Below are 21,608 nucleotides of genomic sequence, written 5' to 3'. Positions count from 1 at the left end.
AAAGCGTAAGGCGCGCAGCCTTAGGCGACAAGCACAAGACGAATTGCGAGGAGGCAGCTTTTCAGCCACCACAGCATTTTGACTTGATCCTTTCGCCGACGGCGCCTGGAGCTAGACCTACCACTTCATAATTCGAATGATAACCCTCGTCTAATTTAACACTTTTTTTCTTACAAAAAGAAAAATGGTTTTACTTTGAAAACCACAATTTCCCGAGACGAACCTATATTTATTAATTTTTCCCATATAAGCCAATAAATATACAACTATCAGCTATTTTAAGGAAAGCATGGTATTAGCATCTTACAATATTAGCACAATAGTCAAAGGGATGCAAACTTTTTTGCTTTAAAAATATAATAGCCTTTTTTCTTACCTTTCGTCTCAACCTGCGCAAAGATCTCTTCCAATTTTGTTTTTGTCGAAGGAGCCCCCTGTTTTTTCTGGATCACAATCCACAGTTCTCCTCTTTCGACAAGATAATGAAAAGCATTTTCGAACATGTCGAAGATAACTCGTTTCCCGGCCCTGATAGGAGGGTTAATTAATATGGCAGCAAAACCTTTGTCTTTAACATTTTGAAAACCGTCACTTTCATAGATTATTACATTTTCAATATGATTGGCTGCGGAATTATCTTTAGCCAAGCCAACCGCACGTTCATTAATGTCTGCCATGTGTATGATTCTATCTGTAAAATCCTTGGCAAGGCCCAAGCCGATGGGACCGTAGCCACACCCAAGATCAAGTAAAGGGCCGTCTACATCCGGCATTGTAAAAGTTTCAATCAGAAGCCTTGAACCAAAATCCACTTCTTGCTTCGAAAAAACACCGCGGTCTGTTTTGAAGCGGAAAGAATGATTTCGCAGCTTCGTATCCCAGAATACGGGATCACTGTCCACTTCGGGGTTACGCGAATAGTAGTGCTCCGTCATTTAGACAACCTCCGATTTGTTTAAAAAATCGTTAAACAGGCGCTTTCCTTTTCTAGTAAACGTACGAAAAAGCCCGCTTATATCAGCGAGCTTTTTAATCAGCACATTATTACTTAACTTCGACTTCCGCTCCAACTTCTTCAAGTTTAGCTTTGAGCTCTTCAGCCTCTTCTTTAGATGCGCCTTCTTTAATTGGTTTAGGTGCATTGTCAACAAGCTCTTTCGCTTCTTTCAAGCCAAGGCCTGTAGCTTCTCGAACCGCTTTGATAACTTTAATTTTTTGTCCGCCAGCACTAGCAAGAATTACGTCGAATTCTGTTTGCTCTGCACCAGCATCTGCAGCAGCAGCCCCACCAGCAACAGCTACAGGAGCAGCAGCAGTTACGCCGAATTCTTCTTCAATTGCTTTTACAAGATCGTTAAGCTCAAGAACTGTCATTTCTTTGACAGCTTCAATGATTTGTTCTTTCGTCATGATTTATTCCTCCAAATTTTTTTAAATTTTATATGGCAACGGACAGCTTACGCCTCTTCTTTTTGGTCAGCGACAGCTTTTGTTGCGAGTGCGAAGTTGCGCATTGGAGCTTGAAGAACGCTAAGCAACATGGAAAGCAATCCTTCGCGGGAAGGCAGGCTTGCAAGCGCCTTGATTTCCTCAGCTGTAGCAACGTTTCCTTCAATAACACCAGCTTTGATTTCCAATGCATCGTGTTCCTTTGCGAAATCGTTCAAGATTTTCGCAGGTGACACTACATCCTCTGTACTGAATGCGATCGCGTTAGGACCGACTAGCTGTTCGTTCAGATCAGCAAGGCCAGCTGCTTCAGCTGCACGACGTGTCATGGAGTTTTTGTAAACTTTGTATTCAACGCCTGCTTCGCGAAGCTGTTTGCGAAGTTCAGTCACCTCAGCCACATTCAAACCACGGTAGTCTACGATAACAGTAGATACACTGGCTTTTAGTTTGTCTGCAATTTCTTCAACAACTTGTTTCTTTTGCTCAATTACTTTGCTCATCCTTACACCTCCCAATTCACAGATGAACATTCATACCGGGAAATACAAAAAACCTCCAGCCAATAGACATGGAGGTTTGCGTCCAATCCGCACAAACAGATTGAATATGGTATATCGCAATGACCTCGGCGGGATATTAAGCTCCAAGGAGCACCTGCTGTCTACGGTACAAATGTTATTTTTCAGCTTTTATATTTTATCAAACAGATAAAATGTTGTCAACTTACGCTTTAGCAGCAACTGTGAAAGGATCGACCTTAATTCCAGGCCCCATCGTGGATGTGATGGAAACATTTTTCATAAATGTTCCTTTGGCAGCTGCCGGTTTAGCCTTCAATACTGTATCAAAGATCGTCGCAAAGTTCTCTTGAAGTTTTTCGTTTTCGAAAGAAACTTTTCCGATCGGCACATGGATGATTCCAGCTTTATCCAAGCGGTATTCTACTTTACCTGCTTTGATTTCATTCACAGCTTTTTCAACATCAAAAGTAACTGTGCCTGTTTTCGGGTTCGGCATAAGACCTTTTGGTCCAAGCGTACGTCCGAGTTTACCAACTTCGCCCATCATATCCGGTGTAGCAACAACTACATCGAAATCAAACCAACCTTGGTTGATTTTGTTGATGAATTCAGCATCTCCTACATAATCTGCACCTGCAGCTTCAGCCTCTTTCGCTTTTTCGCCTTTTGCGAAAACAAGAACGCGCTGAGTTTTACCTGTTCCATTTGGAAGAACAACTGCACCACGGATTTGTTGGTCCGCTTTCTTAGGATCTACCCCAAGACGGAATGCCACTTCGACAGTAGCATCGAACTTAGCAAAGTCTGTTTTTTTAACGAGCTCGATCGCTTCATCGATCGCGTAAGCTTTTGAACGGTCGACAAGCTTTAAAGCTTCGAGATATTTCTTGCCTTTCTTAGCCATCATTAATCCTCCTATATTGTGGTTTTAGCGGAAAAACCTCCCACGAATAGAGGTTGCAGGGTACAAAATGCAGCTCTGCAACCTCCTAAACAATCAGTCTTCAATCTTGATTCCCATGCTTCGTGCAGTGCCTTCAACCATTTGCATGGCTGCTTCCACGCTTGCCGCATTCAAATCAGGCATCTTTGTTTCAGCGATTTCTCGCACTTTATCACGTTTCACAGTAGCAACCGATTTTTTGTTCGGCTCTCCGGAACCTGACTCAATGCCGGCTGCTTTCTTCAAAAGAACAGCTGCTGGCGGAGTTTTTGTAATGAATGTAAAGGATCTGTCTTCAAAAACAGTGATTTCAACCGGGATGATCAATCCTGCTTGATCTGATGTACGAGCATTAAACTCCTTACAGAATCCCATGATATTTACACCTGCTTGACCCAATGCCGGTCCAACTGGTGGTGCCGGATTCGCTTTGCCCGCAGGAATTTGAAGTTTTACTACTTTGATTACTTTTTTAGCCACGAGACACACCTCCTTAAAGTCCGTGATGTGGTAATAGGGGCTTTCCCCTCCCACTCATTCTACATAACGTCTCTTGCGAGAGCTAACCTAAAAAATATTACCACTTTTGATGTCAAAAAACAAGTTGTTTTAACTTATTTTTTCAATTTGTTCAAAGTCTAATTCTACAGGGGTCTCACGGCCAAACATGTTAACAAGTACCCTTGCTTTCCCCTTGTCCAAATCTATTGAATCAATTTTACCCGTGTAATTTGCAAACGGCCCTTCTTTAACCGTTACAGATTCACCTTCTTCAAATTGTACATCGACAGGAGTCTTATCCATGCCCATTCTTCTTAAAATATAATTGATTTCTTCCGGTAAAAGCGGGGTCGGCTTGGAACCGGAGCCCGCGGAACCGACAAATCCCGTCACTCCCGGAGTGTTTCTTACAACGTACCAGGAATCATCAGTCATGATGAGCTCTACCAATACATACCCGGGAAAAACCTTTTTCTTGACCGTTTTTGTCTTTCCGTTTTTCGTGGCTGTTTCTTCATCTTCCGGAACAATGACGCGGAAAATCTTATCTTGCATCCCCATGGATTCTACTCTTTTTTCAAGGTTCGTTTTCACCTTGTTTTCGTATCCGGAATATGTGTGCACAACGTACCAATTCTTTTCCATTGAGCGGGACTGAGCGTCCTTCCCTCCCTATCCAATCTGTATTTTTAAAAAAATTATATTTTTTTAGGATGGATGACTGTCTGGTTTCGGCGGACAAGATTTCCTATTACCACCGAACCCGCGGGCATGGCGGCTTAAAGCGGCATTCATCACCATACTTCCTTCACCTCATTGGAAGTACCCTTGTCCAGCTCACCGAAGTCATATGGTGGCCGAAGGGCTGCCTCATCCGGAATCATTTTATGCTTGTCACAGTTGATCAAGCGTCCCCATATTTCTGTTCAGTTTGTACGAAGCCAAGCGGACGTGTGCTTTTTCTTCGAGCAAATGAAAAAACCCGTTGACCGGGCTTTTGAAAATAAGGCGGCATTTTTATTGTTCTTATATTATACCACGAGCAGCAAGCTTATATACAAATTTATCAATTAAAGTCAGTTGTTTTATAGATCAAGAATAAACCGGATGGATCTAGAAATCCCTTGATCGACAAGCGCAAAAAATAGAGCGAGTAACACGACTGTCGTAATAACGGTTATGGTGTATCCTACAAGTTCTTTCCGTTTCGGCCAGCTCACTTTTCTCATTTCTGAGCCGACGTTGCGGAAAAATTGAGTTATGCTTGACATGATCGAACCTCCAACATCTGAAAATAGACAGACTCTCTTAAAAGGGTTATTTTGTTTGCCGATGGACAGTATGTGCATTGCAGGTTTTGCAATACTTCTTTATGGTTAACCGCTCGGACGATTTTTCCCTGTTGTCCGTCGTATAGTTTCTGCAACCGCAATCACTGCAAGCCCATATAATTTTATTTTTCATCAAACCGCACCTTATATCAACATATCTTTTAAAAAATACCACGAAAAGACAGTATCGTCAATATAGCGCGTATCGCTCGGATGTTTAGAAGGTAATTTCTCGCAATTCCAAGTAGCGTTCAAGCTTCCTTTTCACCCTTTGGAGAGCATTGTCGATCGATTTCACATGCCGGTCCAGTTCGTCGGAAATTTCCTGGTAGGTGCGTCCATCCAAATAGAGGGCCAACACCTTCCTTTCCAGATCACTCAGCAGCTCGGTCATTTTGTCTTCTATGCTATTAAACCTTTCCCTATGAATGAGCAGTTCTTCCGGATTCATGATTTTCGCTCCGGAAATGACATCCATGAGTGTACGGTCTGATTCTTCATCGTAAATGGGCTTGTCCAAGGAAACATATGAGTTAAGTGGAATATGTTTTTGACGGGTAGCAGTTTTGATAGCGGTAATGATTTGCCTTGTAATGCAAAGTTCCGCAAAAGCTTTGAATGAGGCGAGTTTCTCTTCCTTAAAGTCTCGGATTGCTTTATAAAGACCGATCATGCCTTCTTGTACGATATCTTCGTTGTCCGCTCCTATCAGAAAATAGGACCGGGCTTTTGCCCTTACAAAATTGCGGTATTTTTTTATTAGATAATCAAGAGCTTCACTATCACCGTTGTGTACCAGTTCAATCAGTGCTTCATCTTCCAGCAATTCAAAAGCTGTGTCTTTATCTAGTTCAATGTATGAAATCACTCTGATCCCCCGCTCCTGTAAAAACCGTCGATAGAATTATTATACATGACAGAATTTTCTAACGTCAACCAGTCATTTTTCTCCCCGTCTCCACTTTTCAAAGATTTCTGTCATATCTTGGCTTAAATCTATCTTGCGCAAGGGAGCCTTTTCCTGCGTTTTTTCGACTTTCTTCTCAATCCTCCGTTTTGTGTCCAATACTTCTTCCAATAGCTCCCGGGCTGATATTCTTAAAGCTCCCTGTCCAAATATGGCCCACTGTTCTGTAAAATCGGAGGTCGCTACGTAAATCTGCGTTGTGCGGCTGTTCAACTCGTTAGCCAGTTTTTCAATCCGTTCATCGGCAGTCTCCTCCGTCTTTGTATAAATCACCTCAACCCGATGCTTCCGGTACTTTTTTTCAATTCCTTTTACTTCATAAGCATCAAAAACGATAATCACTTTAAAACCGGTGAATCCCTGATATTCTGCCAATATTTCTATGAGCCGGTCCCTTGCTGCTGCGAGATCTTTTTGCTTTAGTTGAACAAGCTCGGGCCAGGCTCCAATCATGTTATATCCGTCGACAATCAAAATATCCATCCGCTCACCTCTCCAGCGGCTGGCGCTTGCGATACACTTCATACATCAAGAGAGCGGCCGCTACAGAGGCGTTTAATGATGTTACGTGCCCAGCCATCGGCAAATGTATGCGGAAATCACACTTTTCTTTAATCAGCCTGCTCATTCCTTTACCCTCACTGCCAATGACGACAGCAAGGGGGAGGGAAGCATCCATCTGGCGGTAATCCGTGCTTTCCTTAGCATCCGTCCCAAATATCCAAATGCCTCGATTTTTTAACTCATCAACCGTTCTGGCAAGATTTGTGACACGTGCAACAGGGATATGTTCAATCGCTCCGGTCGAAAGTTTTGCAACCGTTGAAGTCAGGCCGACCGAGCGCCTTTTGGGGATGATAATCCCATGAACGCCTGCAGCATCCGCCGTCCTTAGAATGGAACCAAGATTGTGGGGATCCTCCAGCTCATCCAATAGGAGGAAAAAAGGATCCTCTCCCTTTGAAGCTGCCCGCTCGAAAAGCTCTTCCAAATCGGCATACCGATAAGCGGCCACCTCAGCAATGACCCCTTGGTGATTTTCTTCCGTCAATTGATCAATTTTTTTCCTGGGGACATATTGAATTTGAACCCGCTTTTCTTTTGCTAACTTAACGATGACCTGCATATGTCCTTTTTGGGATCCTTCGGCTACCAAGATTTTATGAATGTCTCTGTCTGACCTGAGCGCTTCCAATACGGGATTTTTTCCTGCAATCCACTGCTGGCTCATGTTGCTCCTCCTCTTTCTGTATCTATGGCATCAATAATCTTTTCAATCAGCTCTTCCAATCGTTTGTGTTCATTCGCCAGATACAGCCAGCCGATCAATGCTTCTAAAGCTGTACTGTGCCTGTATGTTTGAACGTCCGTATTTTTTGGGACCGTTCCAGATTTGGCGTTTCTGCCCCGCCTGGCAATTTTCTTTTCTTCCTCTGATAAAAAACCATTGTCTATTAACTCTTTTAAAGCGGCGGCTTGGGCTTTTGCCGAAACGTAGCGGGTGGCCTCGAAATGAAGCTTGTTTGGCCTAGTTTTTCCACTTTCCAATAAGCGACCGCGGATGAACACATCATAAATGGCATCGCCCATATAGGCGAGTGCCAAACTATTCAACTGTCTGTATTCCACTTTCGGCGGAATATTCATATCAGTCATCCCCGCTTCCATCTGGTGCCTTGTGCCGTATCTTCCAGAATAATATTCATATCTTTTAACTGATCGCGGATTTGATCTGCCAGTTGGAAATTGCGCTCCCTTCTGGCCTGGTTCCGTTGTTCAATGAGTTGTTCGATATCTTCATCGAGCAATTCTTCCGTTTCCAGATCAAGTCCCAACACAGGGAAAAGCTCTTCAAACTTCTTCATGAATGCACGAATGACAGCAACAGATGTGTTTTTTTCCATCAAGTAGTAATTAGCCTGCTTTGCGAGTTCGAATAGTACGGAAATGCCATCGGCTGTGTTGAAGTCATCATCCATCTTGTCTAAGAACTCCTGATGCAGTTCTTCTATTTTATCCGTCCATTCCTTTCCATCACCTGCCAGATCGGCGCTTGTTTCAAGGCGATACTTCAAGTTTTGGTAAGATGTCTTCAGCCTATCAAGGCCCGCTCCTGCATCTGTCACCAGGTTTTCCGAGTAATTGATTGGATTACGGTAATGCACGGACAACATGAAGAACCGGAGAACCTGTGGATCAATCTGCTTGATAATATCATTGACCAAAACAAAGTTTCCAAGTGATTTGGACATCTTTTCATTGTCGATGTTAATATAGCCGTTATGCATCCAGTAGCGGGCAAATAGCTTGCCGGTCATGGCTTCCGACTGAGCAATTTCGTTCTCATGGTGAGGGAAAGCCAAATCCTGTCCTCCCGCATGGATATCGATAGTATCCCCAAGATACTCTCTCGCCATAGCAGAGCATTCAATATGCCAGCCAGGACGGCCCTTTCCCCACGGACTATCCCAGGAAATTTCTCCTTCTTTAGCCGATTTCCAAAGAGCGAAATCAAGTGCATCTTCCTTCAGTTCTCCGGGCTGGATACGAGCACCGACCTTCAAATCATCAATCGATTGATGCGACAGCTTTCCATACCCGTCGAATTTTCTTGTTCTGTAATATACATCACCACCGGATTCATAAGCGTAGCCTTTTTCAATGAGTGCTTCAATGAATTCGATAATGACGTCTATGTTTTCAGTCACCCTTGGATGTTCGTCTGCTTTTTTGCAGCCCAGTGCATGAACATCTTCGAAAAAAGCATCTACAAACCGATTGGCAACCGAGAGCGCATCTGTCTTAAGCTCTTTGGCAGCATTGATGATTTTGTCATCAACATCAGTGAAATTGGAGACATAATGGACATCAAACCCCCTGTATTCCAAATAGCGGCGGACCGTATCGAAAACAATCGCCGGCCGGGCATTCCCAATATGAATATAGTTATAGACAGTCGGTCCGCAAACATACATTTTGACCTTTCCTTCTTCAAGCGGAACGAACACCTCTTTTTTTCTTGTCAATGTATTGTATATCTTGATTGTCATCCTGAATGACTCCTCTCTTTCTTCATGGCCGATAGCTCCATACTCAAACGTGCAATTTCCTGCTCCATTGCTGCGAACTTATCTGAAATTGGATCAGGCAAATCACTATGGTTCAAGTCCCTTTTCAGCTTCACACCGTCCCTTATAACGACCCGTCCCGGAATACCAACAACCGTGGAGTTTGGCGGTACATCTTTTAATACGACGGAACCTGCTCCTACTTTCGAATTTTCTCCGATTGTAATATTGCCAAGCACCTTTGCTCCTGTAGCAATCAAAGCATTGTCCTTGATGGTCGGATGCCGCTTTCCTTTTTCCTTTCCTGTCCCTCCGAGAGTTACACCCTGAAAAACGGTGACGCCGTCGCCAATTACACACGTTTCCCCGATAACCACTCCCATTCCGTGGTCAATAAAGAAACGGCGTCCGATTTTTGCTCCCGGATGAATCTCAATCCCGGTAAAAAATCGATTGACCTGTGAAATCAGTCTTGCAATAAAATACATCTTCCTTTTAAAAAATGCATGAGCCACTCTATGTGCCCAAATGGCATGCAAGCCAGAATATGTCAGGATGACTTCAATGCTGGTCCGGGCTGCCGGGTCCTGATCAAACACTGTTTCAATATCTTCCTTCATTCGTTTGAACATGGTGATCACTCCTCTCTTTTTTGTCGAAAACAAAAAGCGCCTCTATAACAGAGACGCTTACGGCGCGGTTCCACTCTGGTTGGGTGTTTTAAAATTCCCTACACCCCAACTTATCCCTTGTAACGGAAGGTTCCCGCTTGCGTTTAGTTGGCGGCAGCCGTTCAACACAAGGCTCCGGGGTGCATGTTCAAAAACCGAGTGGCTCAAACCGCTCTCAGCCGGCGGCGGTTCTCTCTGATCAGCATCGATTTCCTACTTTTCCCCGTCATTGCTTTTACTATGACTATAATATATTACATTTTGTTCGATTTGTTAATAAGAAAGGCGCGAGCGTCTTGCCCCAGGCTGGCAAACAAGAAGATTCCTTTCCAGCCCGGACACTGACTGCAGGGGCACAATCTTCCTTAATCTTGTGACCAAGAAGCTATATGCCAGAGTAAAACAAAGCAGAAACTTTTCTCTGGTCAATCTTCTGCTTTCTTAAGCTTGAATTAAACGCTCAAGGCGCAACTTTACCTTGTCCCTTCCTAACAATTCAATTGCATTAGGAAGTTCAGGGCCTCTCATTTCTCCTGTAACGGCCACCCTGATCGGCATAAACAGCTTCTTGCCTTTATGTCCGGTTTCTTTTTGGACAGTTTTCATGGCCTTTTTAATTTCAGCCGCTTGAAACGGCTCCAAATTAGAAATCTGGTTATAAAATGCCTGCAGGACAGCCTGAACCTGCTCCTCCTCTAACACAGCCTTTTCCTCTTCGCCAAATTGAATGTCATCTTGGAAGAATTGCTTGGAGAGCTCAACAATCTCTGCCCCGTAACTCATCTGTTCCTGATACAGAGCAATAAGGCTCCGGGCCCATTTTTCTTCGTCTTCAGTCAGCTGTTCAGGTATCAACCCTGCTTTTTTCAGATGTGGCATGGCCAATTCGACAACTCTATCCAAATCCTGCTTTTTCATGTACTGATTATTCGTCCACGCAAGTTTATGTGTGTCGAACAAAGCTGGAGATTTCGACAAGCGGTTGGCATCAAAAATGTCGATTAATTCTTGTCTAGAAAAAATTTCTTCTTCTCCTTCAGGCGACCATCCGAGCAATGCGATAAAGTTGAATAAAGCTTCGGGAATATATCCGAGGTCTGCATATTGCTCGATAAACTGGATGATTGATTCATCCCGCTTGCTGAGCTTTCTGCGGCTTTCATTAACAATAAGCGTCATATGTCCGAAGACCGGAGGCTCCCAACCAAAGGCATCATAGACCATCAGTTGTTTCGGCGTATTGGAAATATGGTCATCTCCCCGTAAGACATGACTGATCTCCATTAAATGGTCATCAATGGCAACAGCAAAGTTATATGTTGGAATGCCGTCTTTTTTAACAATAACAAAGTCGCCGATTCCATCGGAATCAAAGGAAACTTCATTTTTGACCATATCGTTAAAAGCAATTACTTTACCTGAAGGGACCTTGAAGCGAATGCTGGGCTCCCTGCCTTCCGCTTCAAGCTTTTGCCGATCCTCCGCTGTTAAATGGCGGCATTTTCCGGAATAACGCGGCATTTCCTTGCGGGCTATCTGTTCTTCCCTTTCCGCTTCAAGTTCCTCCGGTGTACAGTAGCACTTATAGGCATGTCCACTTTCAAGCAATTGATTGTAATATTTTTGATAGATGTCATTGCGTTCGGATTGGCGGTATGGGCCGTAGCCACCGTCTTTGTCAATGCTCTCATCCCAATCAATGCCAAGCCATTTCAAATAGGTTAGCTGACTTTGCTCCCCGCCTTCTATATTTCTTTTTTGGTCTGTATCTTCAATTCTGATGATAAATTTCCCGCCCTTATTCCGGGCAAATAAATAGTTGAATAGTGCAGTACGTGCATTTCCTATATGAAGATGCCCTGTAGGGCTTGGCGCGTAACGTACTCTTATGTCATTTGACATGTGTAATGCCTCCTCAAAATTTCCATAGTTGCTTTGGAACTAGGAATTGTCTGGACTGTGAAAAACATCGTGTCTAGCTTCAGCGCCTACCAACCACTTAGACTTCGCGTCTCTTCCTACGATAAGTCAACATTGGCTTCTTATCTCGTCGGAGCATTACAATCTGTACGTTGATCAACAGGCGCTTGCGCTTTTCTTTTTATTTTACAATAACACCGGCTTTCTTGAAAGCAGCCAACTCTAATCATCCGATTTTGTGATCAAAACAACTGCCTGTGCTGCGATGCCTTCTTCCCGCCCAACAAATCCCAGACGCTCTGTTGTCGTTGCTTTCACGTTCACCTGTTCTTTGTCGGCTTCGAGCAATTCAGCAATCCGTGATCTCATCTGTTCAATATAGGGCGCCATTTTAGGCTTCTGCGCCATGATTGTACAATCGGCGTTCACAAGCTTATATCCTTTTTCTTTTACAAGCTGCCATACATCCGCAAGCAGGCGTGCTGAATCCAGGTCCTTATTCGCCATGTCCGTATCCGGAAAGTGCCGGCCAATGTCGCCTTCGCCAATTGCCCCCAAGCAAGCGTCAGCAACTGTATGCAACAGGACATCTGCGTCTGAATGCCCTATAAGCCCTCTGTCATGAGGTATGTGGATGCCGCCTATAATCAGCGGCCTGCCTTCGGCAAATTCATGCACATCAAATCCTTGTCCAACTCTAAACATATGTATTTAGCCCCCTCCCTCATCCCAAATTCTTTCTTTTTGCCAAAATGGCTTCTGCAAAGTATAAATCTTCGGGAGTCGTTAATTTAATATTATCGTAGTCACTTTCTATTATCATGACAGGTAAACCGATCTTTTCAACAAGAGAGGCTTCATCAGTCCCTAAATAATCTTGTTCTATTGCCTGTTCATGCGCACGTATTAAAATTGGCAAACGAAAAGCTTGTGGTGTTTGAATTTGCCACAAGCCCAATCGATCGACCGTTTCAACCACTTGATTTTGATCAGCCCTTTTGATTGTATCTTTTACTGGAACTGCCGCTATGGCAGCGCCGTTGTCATGAGCCGACTGGACAAGCCGGCTGATCGTATGCTGGCGGATAAATGGGCGGGCGCCATCATGAACGAGGATAATCTCACCACTGGCTGCCTTCAATCCATTATATACGCTGTGTTGGCGCTCATGCCCTCCATATACAAAATCGATTTTTCCGTTGCCTGGATGACCAGCCAGTATATCCTTAAAATGGTTTTCATCGTTCGGCTGGACAGCCAAAATTATTTTTTTACAGTAAAGGTCGGACGCAAATACATCCAATGTATGCAGGATGACCGGCTTCCCCGTGACTTCAATGAATAACTTATTCCGGCCTGCACCCATTCTTTTTCCCGATCCCGCAGCGGGAATGATCACCTGATAATCCAACTGAAATTCTCCTGTCCCTATAAAGCTTTTTCCAATAATTTAGGCTTGGCAAAAATCATTCGTCCCGCAGATGTCTGTAAGACACTTGTCACGATGACATCAATTCTTTTCCCAATGTAATCTCTTCCCTCTTCAACAACAATCATTGTTCCATCATCAAGGTAAGCAACACCCTGATTGTATTCTTTACCGTCCTTGATGACCTGGACGTTCAGCTCTTCCCCAGGCAAGACTACCGGCTTCACTGCGTTTGCAAGGTCATTGATATTTAATACGGGAACGTCTTGAATTTCACACACTTTATTCAAGTTGAAGTCGTTTGTGACAACTGTCCCGTTCATTAACTTGGCAAGTTTGACAAGCTTGCTGTCCACCTCCTGGACATCTTCGAAATCTCCTTCGTACATTTCTACCTCAATGCTGACTTCCTTCTGGATACGGTTCAAAGTATCAAGTCCACGCCTTCCCCGATTCCGCTTTAAAGCGTCCGAAGAGTCCGCAATATGCTGCAACTCCGCAAGTACAAAATGAGGTATGACAAGAACTCCATCCAAAAAACCCGTTTGGCATATGTCAGCAATTCTTCCGTCAATGATGACACTTGTATCAAGGATTTTCAGTCTCCTCGAGGAGTATTTGGACTGGTCGGCGGCATCTTCTATTTCCTCTTTCTTTTTATTCGCTCGGTTGAAGGAAAAGAAATTCATCAACTCTTCTTTCTTTTTAAAGCCTACCTGAAAACCGAGATATCCAATCAGCAGGGTCAACAATATCGGAACCACTTCATTTACGATAGGCAATTCAGTCTGATTAATGGCCAAACCTGCTAGAAAAGCGATAATCAGTCCGAAAATCAACCCTAGGCTTCCGAATAGAATATCCGAGACTGGAGCCTTGACAATACGGTCTTCAAACCATTTGACAAAATTGACAACATGGTCCACCGCCCAAAAAGTAATGACATAAAATATAATAGCACCTATAAGAGCATTTACCAACGGATTGTTAATTAAAACGACTTGATCGAGAGAAGCTAATTTTAAAAGTTCAGGAACAAAGATAACTCCAAGGGTTCCCCCCATAAGCAAAAAGCACGCCTGAACTATGCGTTTTAACATCCTCTCACCTCCTTATTCTAATTATAAGCAACTTGCCGATTTTAAAAACATGAGAGTTCCAAATAATTACAGAATCAATCTTATTTCCCATAAAAACATTATATTAATATAGCTTTTGCGGATTCTATCCCTTTATTACTACTTTAGCAAAATGGCTCCATTGAGTCTATTTCACTTATGTGACAACTACCTTTCAATACAGCTACTTAAAGGCATGCTGCAATGCTTCTTCAACCGTTGCTACACCAATCAGTTCAATTCCTTCAGGCACTTTCCAACCGCTTATATTTCTGTCAGGAACCAGCACGCGAGTGAAGCCTAGCTTGGCCGCCTCCTGAACCCGCTGCTCAATCCTTGAGACACGGCGCACTTCCCCGGTCAACCCGACTTCGCCAATAATACAGTCAGCCGGTCTAGTAGGCTGATCTCTAAAACTGGATGCAATGCTTACGGCTATAGCCAAATCGATTGCAGGTTCATCCAGCTTCACTCCGCCAGCAACTTTTAAATAAGCATCTTGATTTTGCAGCAATAGCCCCACTCGTTTTTCCAATACAGCCATTAAAAGGGATACCCTGTTATGATCAATGCCGGTGGCCATCCGCCGGGGATTTCCGTAGCTTGTCGGGGAGATCAACGCCTGTATTTCCACTAGCACCGGCCTTGTTCCTTCCATTGACGCCACAACAGTTGAGCCTGATGAGCCTTTGGATCGCTCTTCAAGGAAAATCTCTGATGGATTTTCTACCTCATCCAGACCAAATTCCTTCATTTCAAAAATGCCGATTTCATTTGTGGAACCGAAACGGTTTTTTACCGCCCGTAAAATGCGGTATGTATGGTGACGTTCTCCTTCAAAATACAGCACAGTATCCACCATATGCTCCAAAAGCCTCGGTCCTGCAATAGCGCCTTCCTTTGTTACGTGTCCCACTATGAAAATGGCAATTCCTCTCGTCTTCGCAATTTTCATCAATTCAGCGGTACACTCGCGAACCTGGGAAACACTGCCCGGTGCAGAAGTGATCTCAGGATGATAGACGGTTTGAATCGAATCGACCACTACAAAATCCGGCGATAAATCTGAAATTGTCTGGTGAATAAACTCAAGGTTGGTTTCAGCATAAATATATAGACTGGGTGAGGAGACATTAAGCCTATCCGCTCTTAATTTTGTCTGTTTGACAGATTCTTCACCCGAAATATAAAGCACCTTTTTATCCGTATCCGCCAGTTGGGAAGACACCTGCAAAAGCAGGGTTGATTTACCGATTCCCGGGTCTCCGCCAATTAACACTAAAGAGCCAGGTACAACGCCGCCTCCCAGCACGCGATTATACTCTTTCAGCCTTGTTTCCACTCTCGGTTCATTTTCGGTTTGAATGGTGGTGATCGGTGTTGCCTTAGCTCCGGTTTCATCGGATGGGCTTAAAGATCCTTTTCGCCCTTTTCCAATGATTTCAACCTCTTCCACCATTTGATTCCATTCCCCGCAACCCGGACAGCGCCCCATCCATTTGGGGGACTCATATCCGCAGTTTTGACACATGAATTTTGTCTTTTTTTTCGCCAACTACTTTCTTCCCCCTCATCTTCTGTTACTTATATCTCATTGTAAAGGACCAGTGTGTCAGGCAGATGTCAAAACGGCTGTTTCAACAACAAAAATGTAAGCTCCTTAAGCAGTGGTCAACCAAGCAGATAATTGATACTTTGTGAAATGCCTAAGAGAATACCTCCGTATGCTTTGTTGTCCCCCATTTTCTTGGATAGGCTGTAATAGCCATAAGAGTCCGAGAACTGACCACCTCCAAAGCGCTACATTCCCAAAAAAGCTTTTCTCCTTATAGCGATTCAATGTCGCTGTAGCTTCCCTTGTCCTGTTCCTACAGTGCATTAGTATTTCCTGTCTGATGCCAGGCTCTTTTTGAAATGTCCTATCGCGTCGACTGCTCTGTTCATCTGAGCTGACAAACAAAGCATGGGGTACACGGCTCCGTTCTCCATGTACCCCTTAGATATTAGGAAATAGCAGATCCTTCTTCTTCTTTTGCTTTCACTATGAACTCTCCGTCCTGCACATCGACTACTACTTGTTGACCCATTTTGATCGTTCCCTTCAGCAGTTCCTCAGAGAGGCGGTCCTCTATAAACTTCTGAATGGCCCTTCTGAGTGGACGGGCCCCGTATTCAGGATCGAAGCCTTCTTCTGTGATTTTATCCTTTGCCGCTTCGGTCAATTCAAGTTCCATATCCTGCTCCTTCAAGCGGGAAATCAACTGATTCGCCATCAATGTGGCAATTTCTTTCAAGTGTGGTTTCTCTAAAGCATGGAAGACAATAATTTCATCAATCCTGTTCAAAAACTCAGGACGGAACGCCTTTTTCAATTCTTCCATGACCTGGCCTTTCATATCCTTATAATCCTGTTCTCCATCCTGAATGGCAAAGCCTACATATTTATTTCGCTGCAGTGCCTGGGCTCCGACATTTGACGTCAAAATGAGAACAGTATTTCGGAAGTCAACCGTTCTTCCCTTTGAATCTGTCAGGCGGCCATCTTCAAGTACTTGAAGCAAAATATTAAAAACATCAGGATGGGCCTTTTCAATCTCATCCAGAAGGATGACGGAATATGGTTTACGGCGGACCTTTTCGGTCAACTGACCGCCTTCTTCAAATCCAACATATCCTGGAGGCGATCCGACTAGACGGGATGTAGAATGTTTCTCCATATACTCGGACATATCCAGACGTATGATGGCATCCTCGTCTCCAAACATAGATTCTGCAAGCGCCCTTGCAAGCTCCGTTTTACCAACTCCGGTTGGACCCAAGAAGATAAACGAACCGATAGGACGCTTCGGATCTTTAAGTCCTGCTCTTGCTCTTCGTACAGCCTTCGCAACAGATTTAACGGCTTCCTCCTGGCCGATGACCCGTGAATGCAGAATTTCTTCCAGATTCAATAGCCTTTCCGTCTCTGTCGAGGCTAGTTTGGATACAGGGACACTAGTCCAGCTCGATACGACTTGGGCGATATCCTCGACCGTCACTTCCGTATTTTCCTGGCCCTGCTTTTCTTTCCAAGTCTTTTTCGTTTCTTCCAGCTCTTCGCGGAGCTTTTGCTCTGAATCCCTTAAAGAGGCAGCTTTTTCAAATTCCTGGCTTTGGACTGCTGCATCTTTCTCTTTGCGGATGGATTCGAGCTTCACTTCCAATTCTTTTAGATTCGGCGGTGTCGTATAGGAACGAAGCCGGACCTTGGAACCTGCTTCATCAATCAGGTCAATTGCTTTATCGGGAAGGAAACGATCAGAGATATAACGGTCTGCCAATTTTACTGCAGCCTCGATTGCTTCATCCGTGATGGATACCCGATGGTGGGCTTCATAACGGTCGCGAAGTCCCTCTAATATTTGAATGGATTCTTCAACCGTCGGTTCATCCACTTGTATAGGCTGGAACCGCCTTTCAAGCGCAGCATCCTTTTCAATGTATTTTCGGTATTCATCCAACGTTGTAGCACCAATACACTGAAGTTCACCTCTCGCAAGCGACGGTTTTAGAATATTGGATGCATCAATAGCACCTTCCGCTCCCCCTGCACCAATCAATGTATGAAGTTCATCTATAAATAAAATGATATTGCCCGCCTGCCTGATTTCATCCATTACTTTTTTCAAGCGATCCTCGAATTCACCACGGTATTTGGTTCCTGCCACTACCGTTCCCATATCTAAGGTCATGACACGCTTGTCACGCAGGGTTTCAGGAACTTCGTTATTGATGATTTGCTGTGCAAGGCCTTCAGCAATCGCAGTTTTACCAACTCCGGGTTCACCAATGAGGACCGGATTATTCTTAGTCCGTCTGCTTAATACCTCGATGACCCTTTGAATTTCTTTGTTACGGCCGATAACAGGGTCAAGGCTCCCTTCTCTTGCAATTGCTGTTAAATCCCTCGCCAGGCTATCTAGCGTAGGGGTATTGGCACTTGCGGAAGCTCCTCCGTGGCTGCTTGCCTCATTGCTTCCCAACAGCTGAAGCACCTGCTGACGGGCTTTGTTCAGGCTCACACCAAGATTGTTCAACACTCTTGCCGCAACACCTTCTCCTTCACGAATAAGTCCAAGCAGTATATGTTCCGTGCCGACATATGAATGGCCAAGTTTTCTTGCTTCATCCATCGACAGTTCAATCACTTTTTTCGCACGTGGAGTATAATGAATGGTTTGAGAATTGTCTTTTCCGCGGCCAATCAGATTCTCAACCTCTTTTTGGATTTTTTCCGGACCTAGACCAAGTCCATATAACGCTTTAGCCGCTATTCCTTCTCCTTCTCTGACCAACCCCAGCAAAATATGCTCAGTTCCGATATTGCCGTGTCCAAGGCGGACTGCTTCTTCCTGTGAAAGGGCCAATACCTTTTGAGCTCTCTCTGTAAAACGACCAAACATCATACTAATCTCCTCCTGTCCGTCTCTCTTCTAGTTTCAATCTTTCCCGTATCAATGCCGCCCTTTTGATATCTCGTTCTACAGGACGAAGCGGCCCTCCTGCATATTGCTGTAAAAATCCTGGCTGCGTCAAGATCATCAATTCATTTAGAATATTTCTGGAAAGATGGGTAATGTATCCTGTATCTATGCCCAATCTGACATCAGATAAACATTCAGCAGCTTCTTTTGTTTCAATGATCCTGCTGTTGGCCAATATTCCGTATGAACGGAATACTTTATTTTCCAATTGAATGCTTGATGTTTTTATTAATGCTTCCCTTGCTGCCCTTTCCTGAGCAACAATTTGCTGAACAACGCTAATCAAATCACCGATAATATCTTCTTCCGACTTCCCAAGTGTAATCTGATTGGATATTTGGAAAATGTTCCCTAAAGCTTCGCTGCCTTCTCCATACATCCCTCGTACCACAAGTCCAAGCTGGTTAATTGCCGGAATAATGCGGTTCATTTGACGGGTAAGGATAAGAGCAGGAAGGTGAACCATGACAGATGCCCGAAGTCCTGTACCCACGTTTGTCGGACAGCTTGTTAAGTATCCCAGTTTCTCATCGAATGCATAATCGACCTTTGCTTCCAGGATATTATCGATGACATTTGCCCGTTCCAGCGCTTCACTTATTTGGAAGCCAGGAAACAGACATTGGATTCTTATGTGATCTTCTTCATTGATCATGATACTGATATCTTCCTGCCCAGAGAGCAAAACAGCACCATGTTTGGCATTTTCAGCCAATCGGGGACTAATTAAATGTTTTTCCACCAACACCCTTTTTTCTAGGGCTTTTAAATCATCAATTTCCAAAAATTCCAACTGACCGATGTTATGCCCCTCTTCTTGTACAAAAATATTTTTCGTTTTGCTAATTATTTCCCTTGCTTCATCATTAGTAAACAGAGTTGGGAACTTAAACCGAAGTAAATTCCTCGCCAATCTAATCCTGGAGCTGAGAATGATATCAGAATCTGGTCCTTCTGAGCTCATCCAAGAACTGACAGCCTGATTAAGAAACTTTTCGAGGCTCATTCCATTTTCTCCTCCCCTTCAGCCAATTTTTTTTCAAGGGAGCGAATTTGATCGCGTACTTCTGCAGCTTTTTCAAACTCTTCATGTTCTATTAAAGCTACAAGCTCACTTTTGTATTCTTGTATTTTCTTTTTTAAATGCAAAGACCCGCCAATCCTCGTTGGGACCTTCCCTCCGTGGGCTATATTACCACTGTGCAGCTTTTTCAATATGGGAATCAATTGGTTCCTGAAGGCATTGTAGCAATTGGCGCACCCAAAGCGTCCGATATTCGCAAATTGCTGATAGGTCATCCCGCAAACATCACACTGGACAATTTGACTTCCGAGCGCCGAATGAGGGGAAGTGTTTTGAAAGGATGGATTCAAAAGTCCTGCCAACAGATCATTGATTGAAAAGCCGGATCCTCCTTCCATCAGAAACATATCACCCTTTTCCTGCGCGCATTGTTCACATAGCTGAATAACCGTTTTCTCCCCGTTCACCACTTTTGTAAAATGCAGGGAGGCGGGCCTTTCTTTACATTCTTGACAAATCATCAAAGCCATCCTCCTTTTCCCTAATCGTATTTTATCGTCCGCAGCATAGCCAGCAGCATCCTAGCTCTCAATTCATCCCTATCCGGCAGATCGATAAATAATACAGAACGGTTTATGACGTTTATCATGATCTTTGCTTCACGTTCTGATAAAATTTCTTCTTCCAATAGCCTCATGATGACATCCTCTGCCCTGCTTTGGGATATCTTTTGGCCAATCAGCACTTTCAATTGGTCAATCAGATGAGCCTGATTATGCAGTTTAACCTTGGAAATGCGAATATAGCCGCCCCCGCCCCGTTTGCTTTCAACCATGTACCCTCTTTCCATGGTAAAACGAGTATTAATGACATAGTTTATCTGTGAAGGAACACACTGAAACTTATCTGCCACTTCGCTTCTTTTTATTTCTACGATTTCGCTTTCACTTAGTTCCAAAACTTGCTTTAAATAGTTTTCAATAATATCGGATATATTCCGCATCATCAAGCACCTCCTTACCTTGCTTGACTTTGACTATATTTGACTTATATTATACAAAATTTAGTCCACCATTATCAAGACGGTTTATTGTTTATTTTATCTTACCCATCCTTGCAAGGAATCAACACTGCAACAAGCAAATTAGGACCAAAGACTTGTGCGGGCTTTCAGTGACAACAATATGGACGAATGCTGTTTATTATTGATTTGGTATTTTTTTAGAATCTTCCCCTGCAGTGTTTTGGGATTGGTATTATTTAACACAGGTTTCTACATTTTTAAAAATATGTTAATACTAACCTATAGTAAATCTTCAAGATCCTTTGCAATTTTGAAAGGTTTTGTCTGCGGTGCATATCTCTTTACTACATAGCCTTGTCGATTGATAAGAAATTTAGTGAAATTCCACTTGATTTCATTTGTAAAAAACCCCTTTTTCGACCCGGTCAAAAAACTGAATAACGGATGGGAATCTTCACCCTTAACTTTTGTTTTGGCATAAATCGGAAAATCGACACCATAATTCGTTTGGCAAAAATCTAATGTATCCTGAATATCAGCAAATTCCTGATTCATGAATTGATCGCTGGGAAAGCCTAAAATAGTGAACCCTTTGTCTTTGTATGTATCATGAAGCATCTGTAACTCTTTCAGTTGGGGACTAAATCCGCATTTGCTTGCTGTATTAACAATTAGCAGTACCTCCCCCTCATACTTATTCAGGGAGATTTCTTTCCCATCTGCTGTTAGAACTGTGAAATCATAAACGGTCATTGTCTTCTCCTCCCAATGTTATCGTCTTTATTATTTTAAGGAAAGAATCTGGACGAAAACAATTTTTATGACTTAATGGGATTTCAGGAGGAATTCTATTATCAGGTCAGCATTCAAACAAGTTCAATCATGATTACACTTGTGATATTAAAAAACACAAAAAAACATGAAGTCCACTGACTCCATGTTTTTCTTATTGCCCGGCGACGTCCTGCTCTCACAAGGGGAAGCCCCTCACTACCATCGGCGCTGAAGAGCTTAACTTCCGTGTTCGGGATGGGAACGGGTGTGACCTCTTCGCTATCGCCACCAGACTATTTATTTAGAAAGGGATTCATTCCCTCAAAACCAGATAAGAGAAGA

The 21,608-nt window shown here is 43.5% G+C and carries 24 protein-coding genes, 1 rRNA gene and 2 other annotated features; all 25 genes read right to left on the bottom strand.

What is annotated here, in order from left to right; genetic code table 11:
- Window positions 1-323: 323 nt before the first annotated feature.
- The 25 genes from C509_RS0120035 to rrf all read right to left on the bottom strand — a co-directional run bounded on the left by C509_RS0120035 (window position 324) and on the right by rrf (window position 21,559).
- Window positions 324-935: a class I SAM-dependent methyltransferase gene (locus C509_RS0120035; protein WP_018708718.1), complete on the bottom strand. Its 612-nt coding sequence runs from the start codon at window positions 933-935 to the stop codon at window positions 324-326.
- A 109-nt stretch (window positions 936-1,044) separates the two neighbouring features.
- Window positions 1,045-1,410 carry a 50S ribosomal protein L7/L12 gene (gene rplL / locus C509_RS0120030; RefSeq protein ID WP_018708717.1) on the bottom strand — a complete coding sequence of 122 codons (366 nt, stop codon included), beginning with the start codon at window positions 1,408-1,410 and terminating at the stop codon, window positions 1,045-1,047.
- Window positions 1,411-1,457: 47 nt separating this feature from the next.
- Entirely contained in the window at window positions 1,458-1,952 is a 495-nt protein-coding gene (rplJ, locus tag C509_RS0120025) for a 50S ribosomal protein L10 (RefSeq protein WP_018708716.1), read from the bottom strand.
- A 37-nt stretch (window positions 1,953-1,989) separates the two neighbouring features.
- Window positions 1,990-2,137, bottom strand: a sequence feature (ribosomal protein L10 leader region).
- Between the two features lie 38 nt (window positions 2,138-2,175).
- Window positions 2,176-2,877: a 50S ribosomal protein L1 gene (rplA, locus tag C509_RS0120020; protein ID WP_018708715.1), complete on the bottom strand. Its 702-nt coding sequence runs from the start codon at window positions 2,875-2,877 to the stop codon at window positions 2,176-2,178.
- A gap of 93 nt (window positions 2,878-2,970) precedes the next feature.
- Window positions 2,971-3,396 carry a 50S ribosomal protein L11 gene (gene rplK, locus C509_RS0120015; RefSeq protein WP_018708714.1) on the bottom strand — a complete coding sequence of 142 codons (426 nt, stop codon included), beginning with the start codon at window positions 3,394-3,396 and terminating at the stop codon, window positions 2,971-2,973.
- Between the two features lie 129 nt (window positions 3,397-3,525).
- Window positions 3,526-4,062: a transcription termination/antitermination protein NusG gene (gene nusG, locus C509_RS0120010; RefSeq protein ID WP_018708713.1), complete on the bottom strand. Its 537-nt coding sequence runs from the start codon at window positions 4,060-4,062 to the stop codon at window positions 3,526-3,528.
- Between the two features lie 440 nt (window positions 4,063-4,502).
- Window positions 4,503-4,688, bottom strand: coding sequence for a preprotein translocase subunit SecE (secE, locus tag C509_RS0120000; RefSeq protein ID WP_018708711.1), 186 nt, complete (start codon window positions 4,686-4,688; stop codon window positions 4,503-4,505).
- A gap of 46 nt (window positions 4,689-4,734) precedes the next feature.
- On the bottom strand, window positions 4,735-4,881 hold the full coding sequence (gene rpmG / locus C509_RS25765) for a 50S ribosomal protein L33 (RefSeq protein ID WP_083934634.1): 147 nt from the start codon (window positions 4,879-4,881) through the stop codon (window positions 4,735-4,737).
- A gap of 84 nt (window positions 4,882-4,965) precedes the next feature.
- Entirely contained in the window at window positions 4,966-5,616 is a 651-nt protein-coding gene (gene sigH / locus C509_RS0119995) for an RNA polymerase sporulation sigma factor SigH (protein ID WP_018708710.1), read from the bottom strand.
- 72 nt (window positions 5,617-5,688) lie between these two features.
- Window positions 5,689-6,198 (bottom strand): NYN domain-containing protein, encoded by a 510-nt coding sequence (locus C509_RS0119990; protein WP_018708709.1) that lies wholly within the window; start codon window positions 6,196-6,198, stop codon window positions 5,689-5,691.
- Between the two features lie 4 nt (window positions 6,199-6,202).
- The gene (rlmB, locus tag C509_RS0119985; RefSeq protein WP_018708708.1) at window positions 6,203-6,946 is read right to left on the bottom strand and encodes a 23S rRNA (guanosine(2251)-2'-O)-methyltransferase RlmB; all 744 of its coding nucleotides are present in this window, start codon (window positions 6,944-6,946) and stop codon (window positions 6,203-6,205) included.
- Entirely contained in the window at window positions 6,943-7,371 is a 429-nt protein-coding gene (locus tag C509_RS0119980) for a Mini-ribonuclease 3 (protein WP_018708707.1), read from the bottom strand. Before C509_RS0119980 ends, rlmB begins: the two co-directional genes overlap by 4 nt.
- Window positions 7,368-8,765 (bottom strand): cysteine--tRNA ligase, encoded by a 1,398-nt coding sequence (cysS, locus tag C509_RS0119975; protein WP_018708706.1) that lies wholly within the window; start codon window positions 8,763-8,765, stop codon window positions 7,368-7,370. Before cysS ends, C509_RS0119980 begins: the two co-directional genes overlap by 4 nt.
- On the bottom strand, window positions 8,762-9,415 hold the full coding sequence (gene cysE / locus C509_RS0119970; RefSeq protein WP_018708705.1) for a serine O-acetyltransferase: 654 nt from the start codon (window positions 9,413-9,415) through the stop codon (window positions 8,762-8,764). Before cysE ends, cysS begins: the two co-directional genes overlap by 4 nt.
- Window positions 9,416-9,461: 46 nt before the next feature.
- Window positions 9,462-9,693: a binding site (T-box leader), on the bottom strand.
- A 202-nt stretch (window positions 9,694-9,895) separates the two neighbouring features.
- Window positions 9,896-11,356 carry a glutamate--tRNA ligase gene (gene gltX, locus C509_RS0119960; RefSeq protein ID WP_018708703.1) on the bottom strand — a complete coding sequence of 487 codons (1,461 nt, stop codon included), beginning with the start codon at window positions 11,354-11,356 and terminating at the stop codon, window positions 9,896-9,898.
- Between the two features lie 240 nt (window positions 11,357-11,596).
- On the bottom strand, window positions 11,597-12,079 hold the full coding sequence (gene ispF, locus C509_RS0119955) for a 2-C-methyl-D-erythritol 2,4-cyclodiphosphate synthase (protein ID WP_018708702.1): 483 nt from the start codon (window positions 12,077-12,079) through the stop codon (window positions 11,597-11,599).
- A gap of 19 nt (window positions 12,080-12,098) precedes the next feature.
- The gene (gene ispD / locus C509_RS0119950; RefSeq protein WP_018708701.1) at window positions 12,099-12,785 is read right to left on the bottom strand and encodes a 2-C-methyl-D-erythritol 4-phosphate cytidylyltransferase; all 687 of its coding nucleotides are present in this window, start codon (window positions 12,783-12,785) and stop codon (window positions 12,099-12,101) included.
- Window positions 12,786-12,802: 17 nt separating this feature from the next.
- Window positions 12,803-13,903: a PIN/TRAM domain-containing protein gene (locus C509_RS0119945; protein WP_018708700.1), complete on the bottom strand. Its 1,101-nt coding sequence runs from the start codon at window positions 13,901-13,903 to the stop codon at window positions 12,803-12,805.
- Between the two features lie 202 nt (window positions 13,904-14,105).
- Complete coding sequence (radA, locus tag C509_RS0119940) at window positions 14,106-15,476, bottom strand: DNA repair protein RadA (RefSeq protein ID WP_018708699.1); 1,371 nt, start codon at window positions 15,474-15,476, stop codon at window positions 14,106-14,108.
- Window positions 15,477-15,924: 448 nt separating this feature from the next.
- Window positions 15,925-18,366, bottom strand: a complete 2,442-nt coding sequence (clpC, locus tag C509_RS0119935; protein ID WP_018708698.1) for an ATP-dependent protease ATP-binding subunit ClpC — start codon at window positions 18,364-18,366, stop codon at window positions 15,925-15,927.
- Window position 18,367: 1 nt separating this feature from the next.
- Complete coding sequence (mcsB, locus tag C509_RS0119930) at window positions 18,368-19,450, bottom strand: protein-arginine kinase McsB (protein ID WP_018708697.1); 1,083 nt, start codon at window positions 19,448-19,450, stop codon at window positions 18,368-18,370.
- Window positions 19,447-19,989 (bottom strand): protein-arginine kinase activator protein McsA, encoded by a 543-nt coding sequence (mcsA, locus tag C509_RS0119925; RefSeq protein ID WP_018708696.1) that lies wholly within the window; start codon window positions 19,987-19,989, stop codon window positions 19,447-19,449. Before mcsA ends, mcsB begins: the two co-directional genes overlap by 4 nt.
- 20 nt (window positions 19,990-20,009) lie before the next feature.
- Window positions 20,010-20,471 carry a CtsR family transcriptional regulator gene (locus tag C509_RS0119920; protein WP_026319990.1) on the bottom strand — a complete coding sequence of 154 codons (462 nt, stop codon included), beginning with the start codon at window positions 20,469-20,471 and terminating at the stop codon, window positions 20,010-20,012.
- Window positions 20,472-20,771: 300 nt separating this feature from the next.
- Window positions 20,772-21,245, bottom strand: a complete 474-nt coding sequence (locus C509_RS0119915; protein ID WP_018708694.1) for a glutathione peroxidase — start codon at window positions 21,243-21,245, stop codon at window positions 20,772-20,774.
- A 198-nt stretch (window positions 21,246-21,443) separates the two neighbouring features.
- A 5S ribosomal RNA gene (rrf, locus tag C509_RS0119910) occupies window positions 21,444-21,559 on the bottom strand.
- Window positions 21,560-21,608: the final 49 nt, after the last annotated feature.

Source organism: Siminovitchia fordii DSM 16014 = CIP 108821 (assembly GCF_000374565.1).
Lineage (GTDB): Bacteria > Bacillota > Bacilli > Bacillales > Bacillaceae_C > Siminovitchia > Siminovitchia fordii.
Note: the sequence above shows the minus strand (reverse complement) of the source record. Positions and strands in the feature narration are given on the sequence as shown.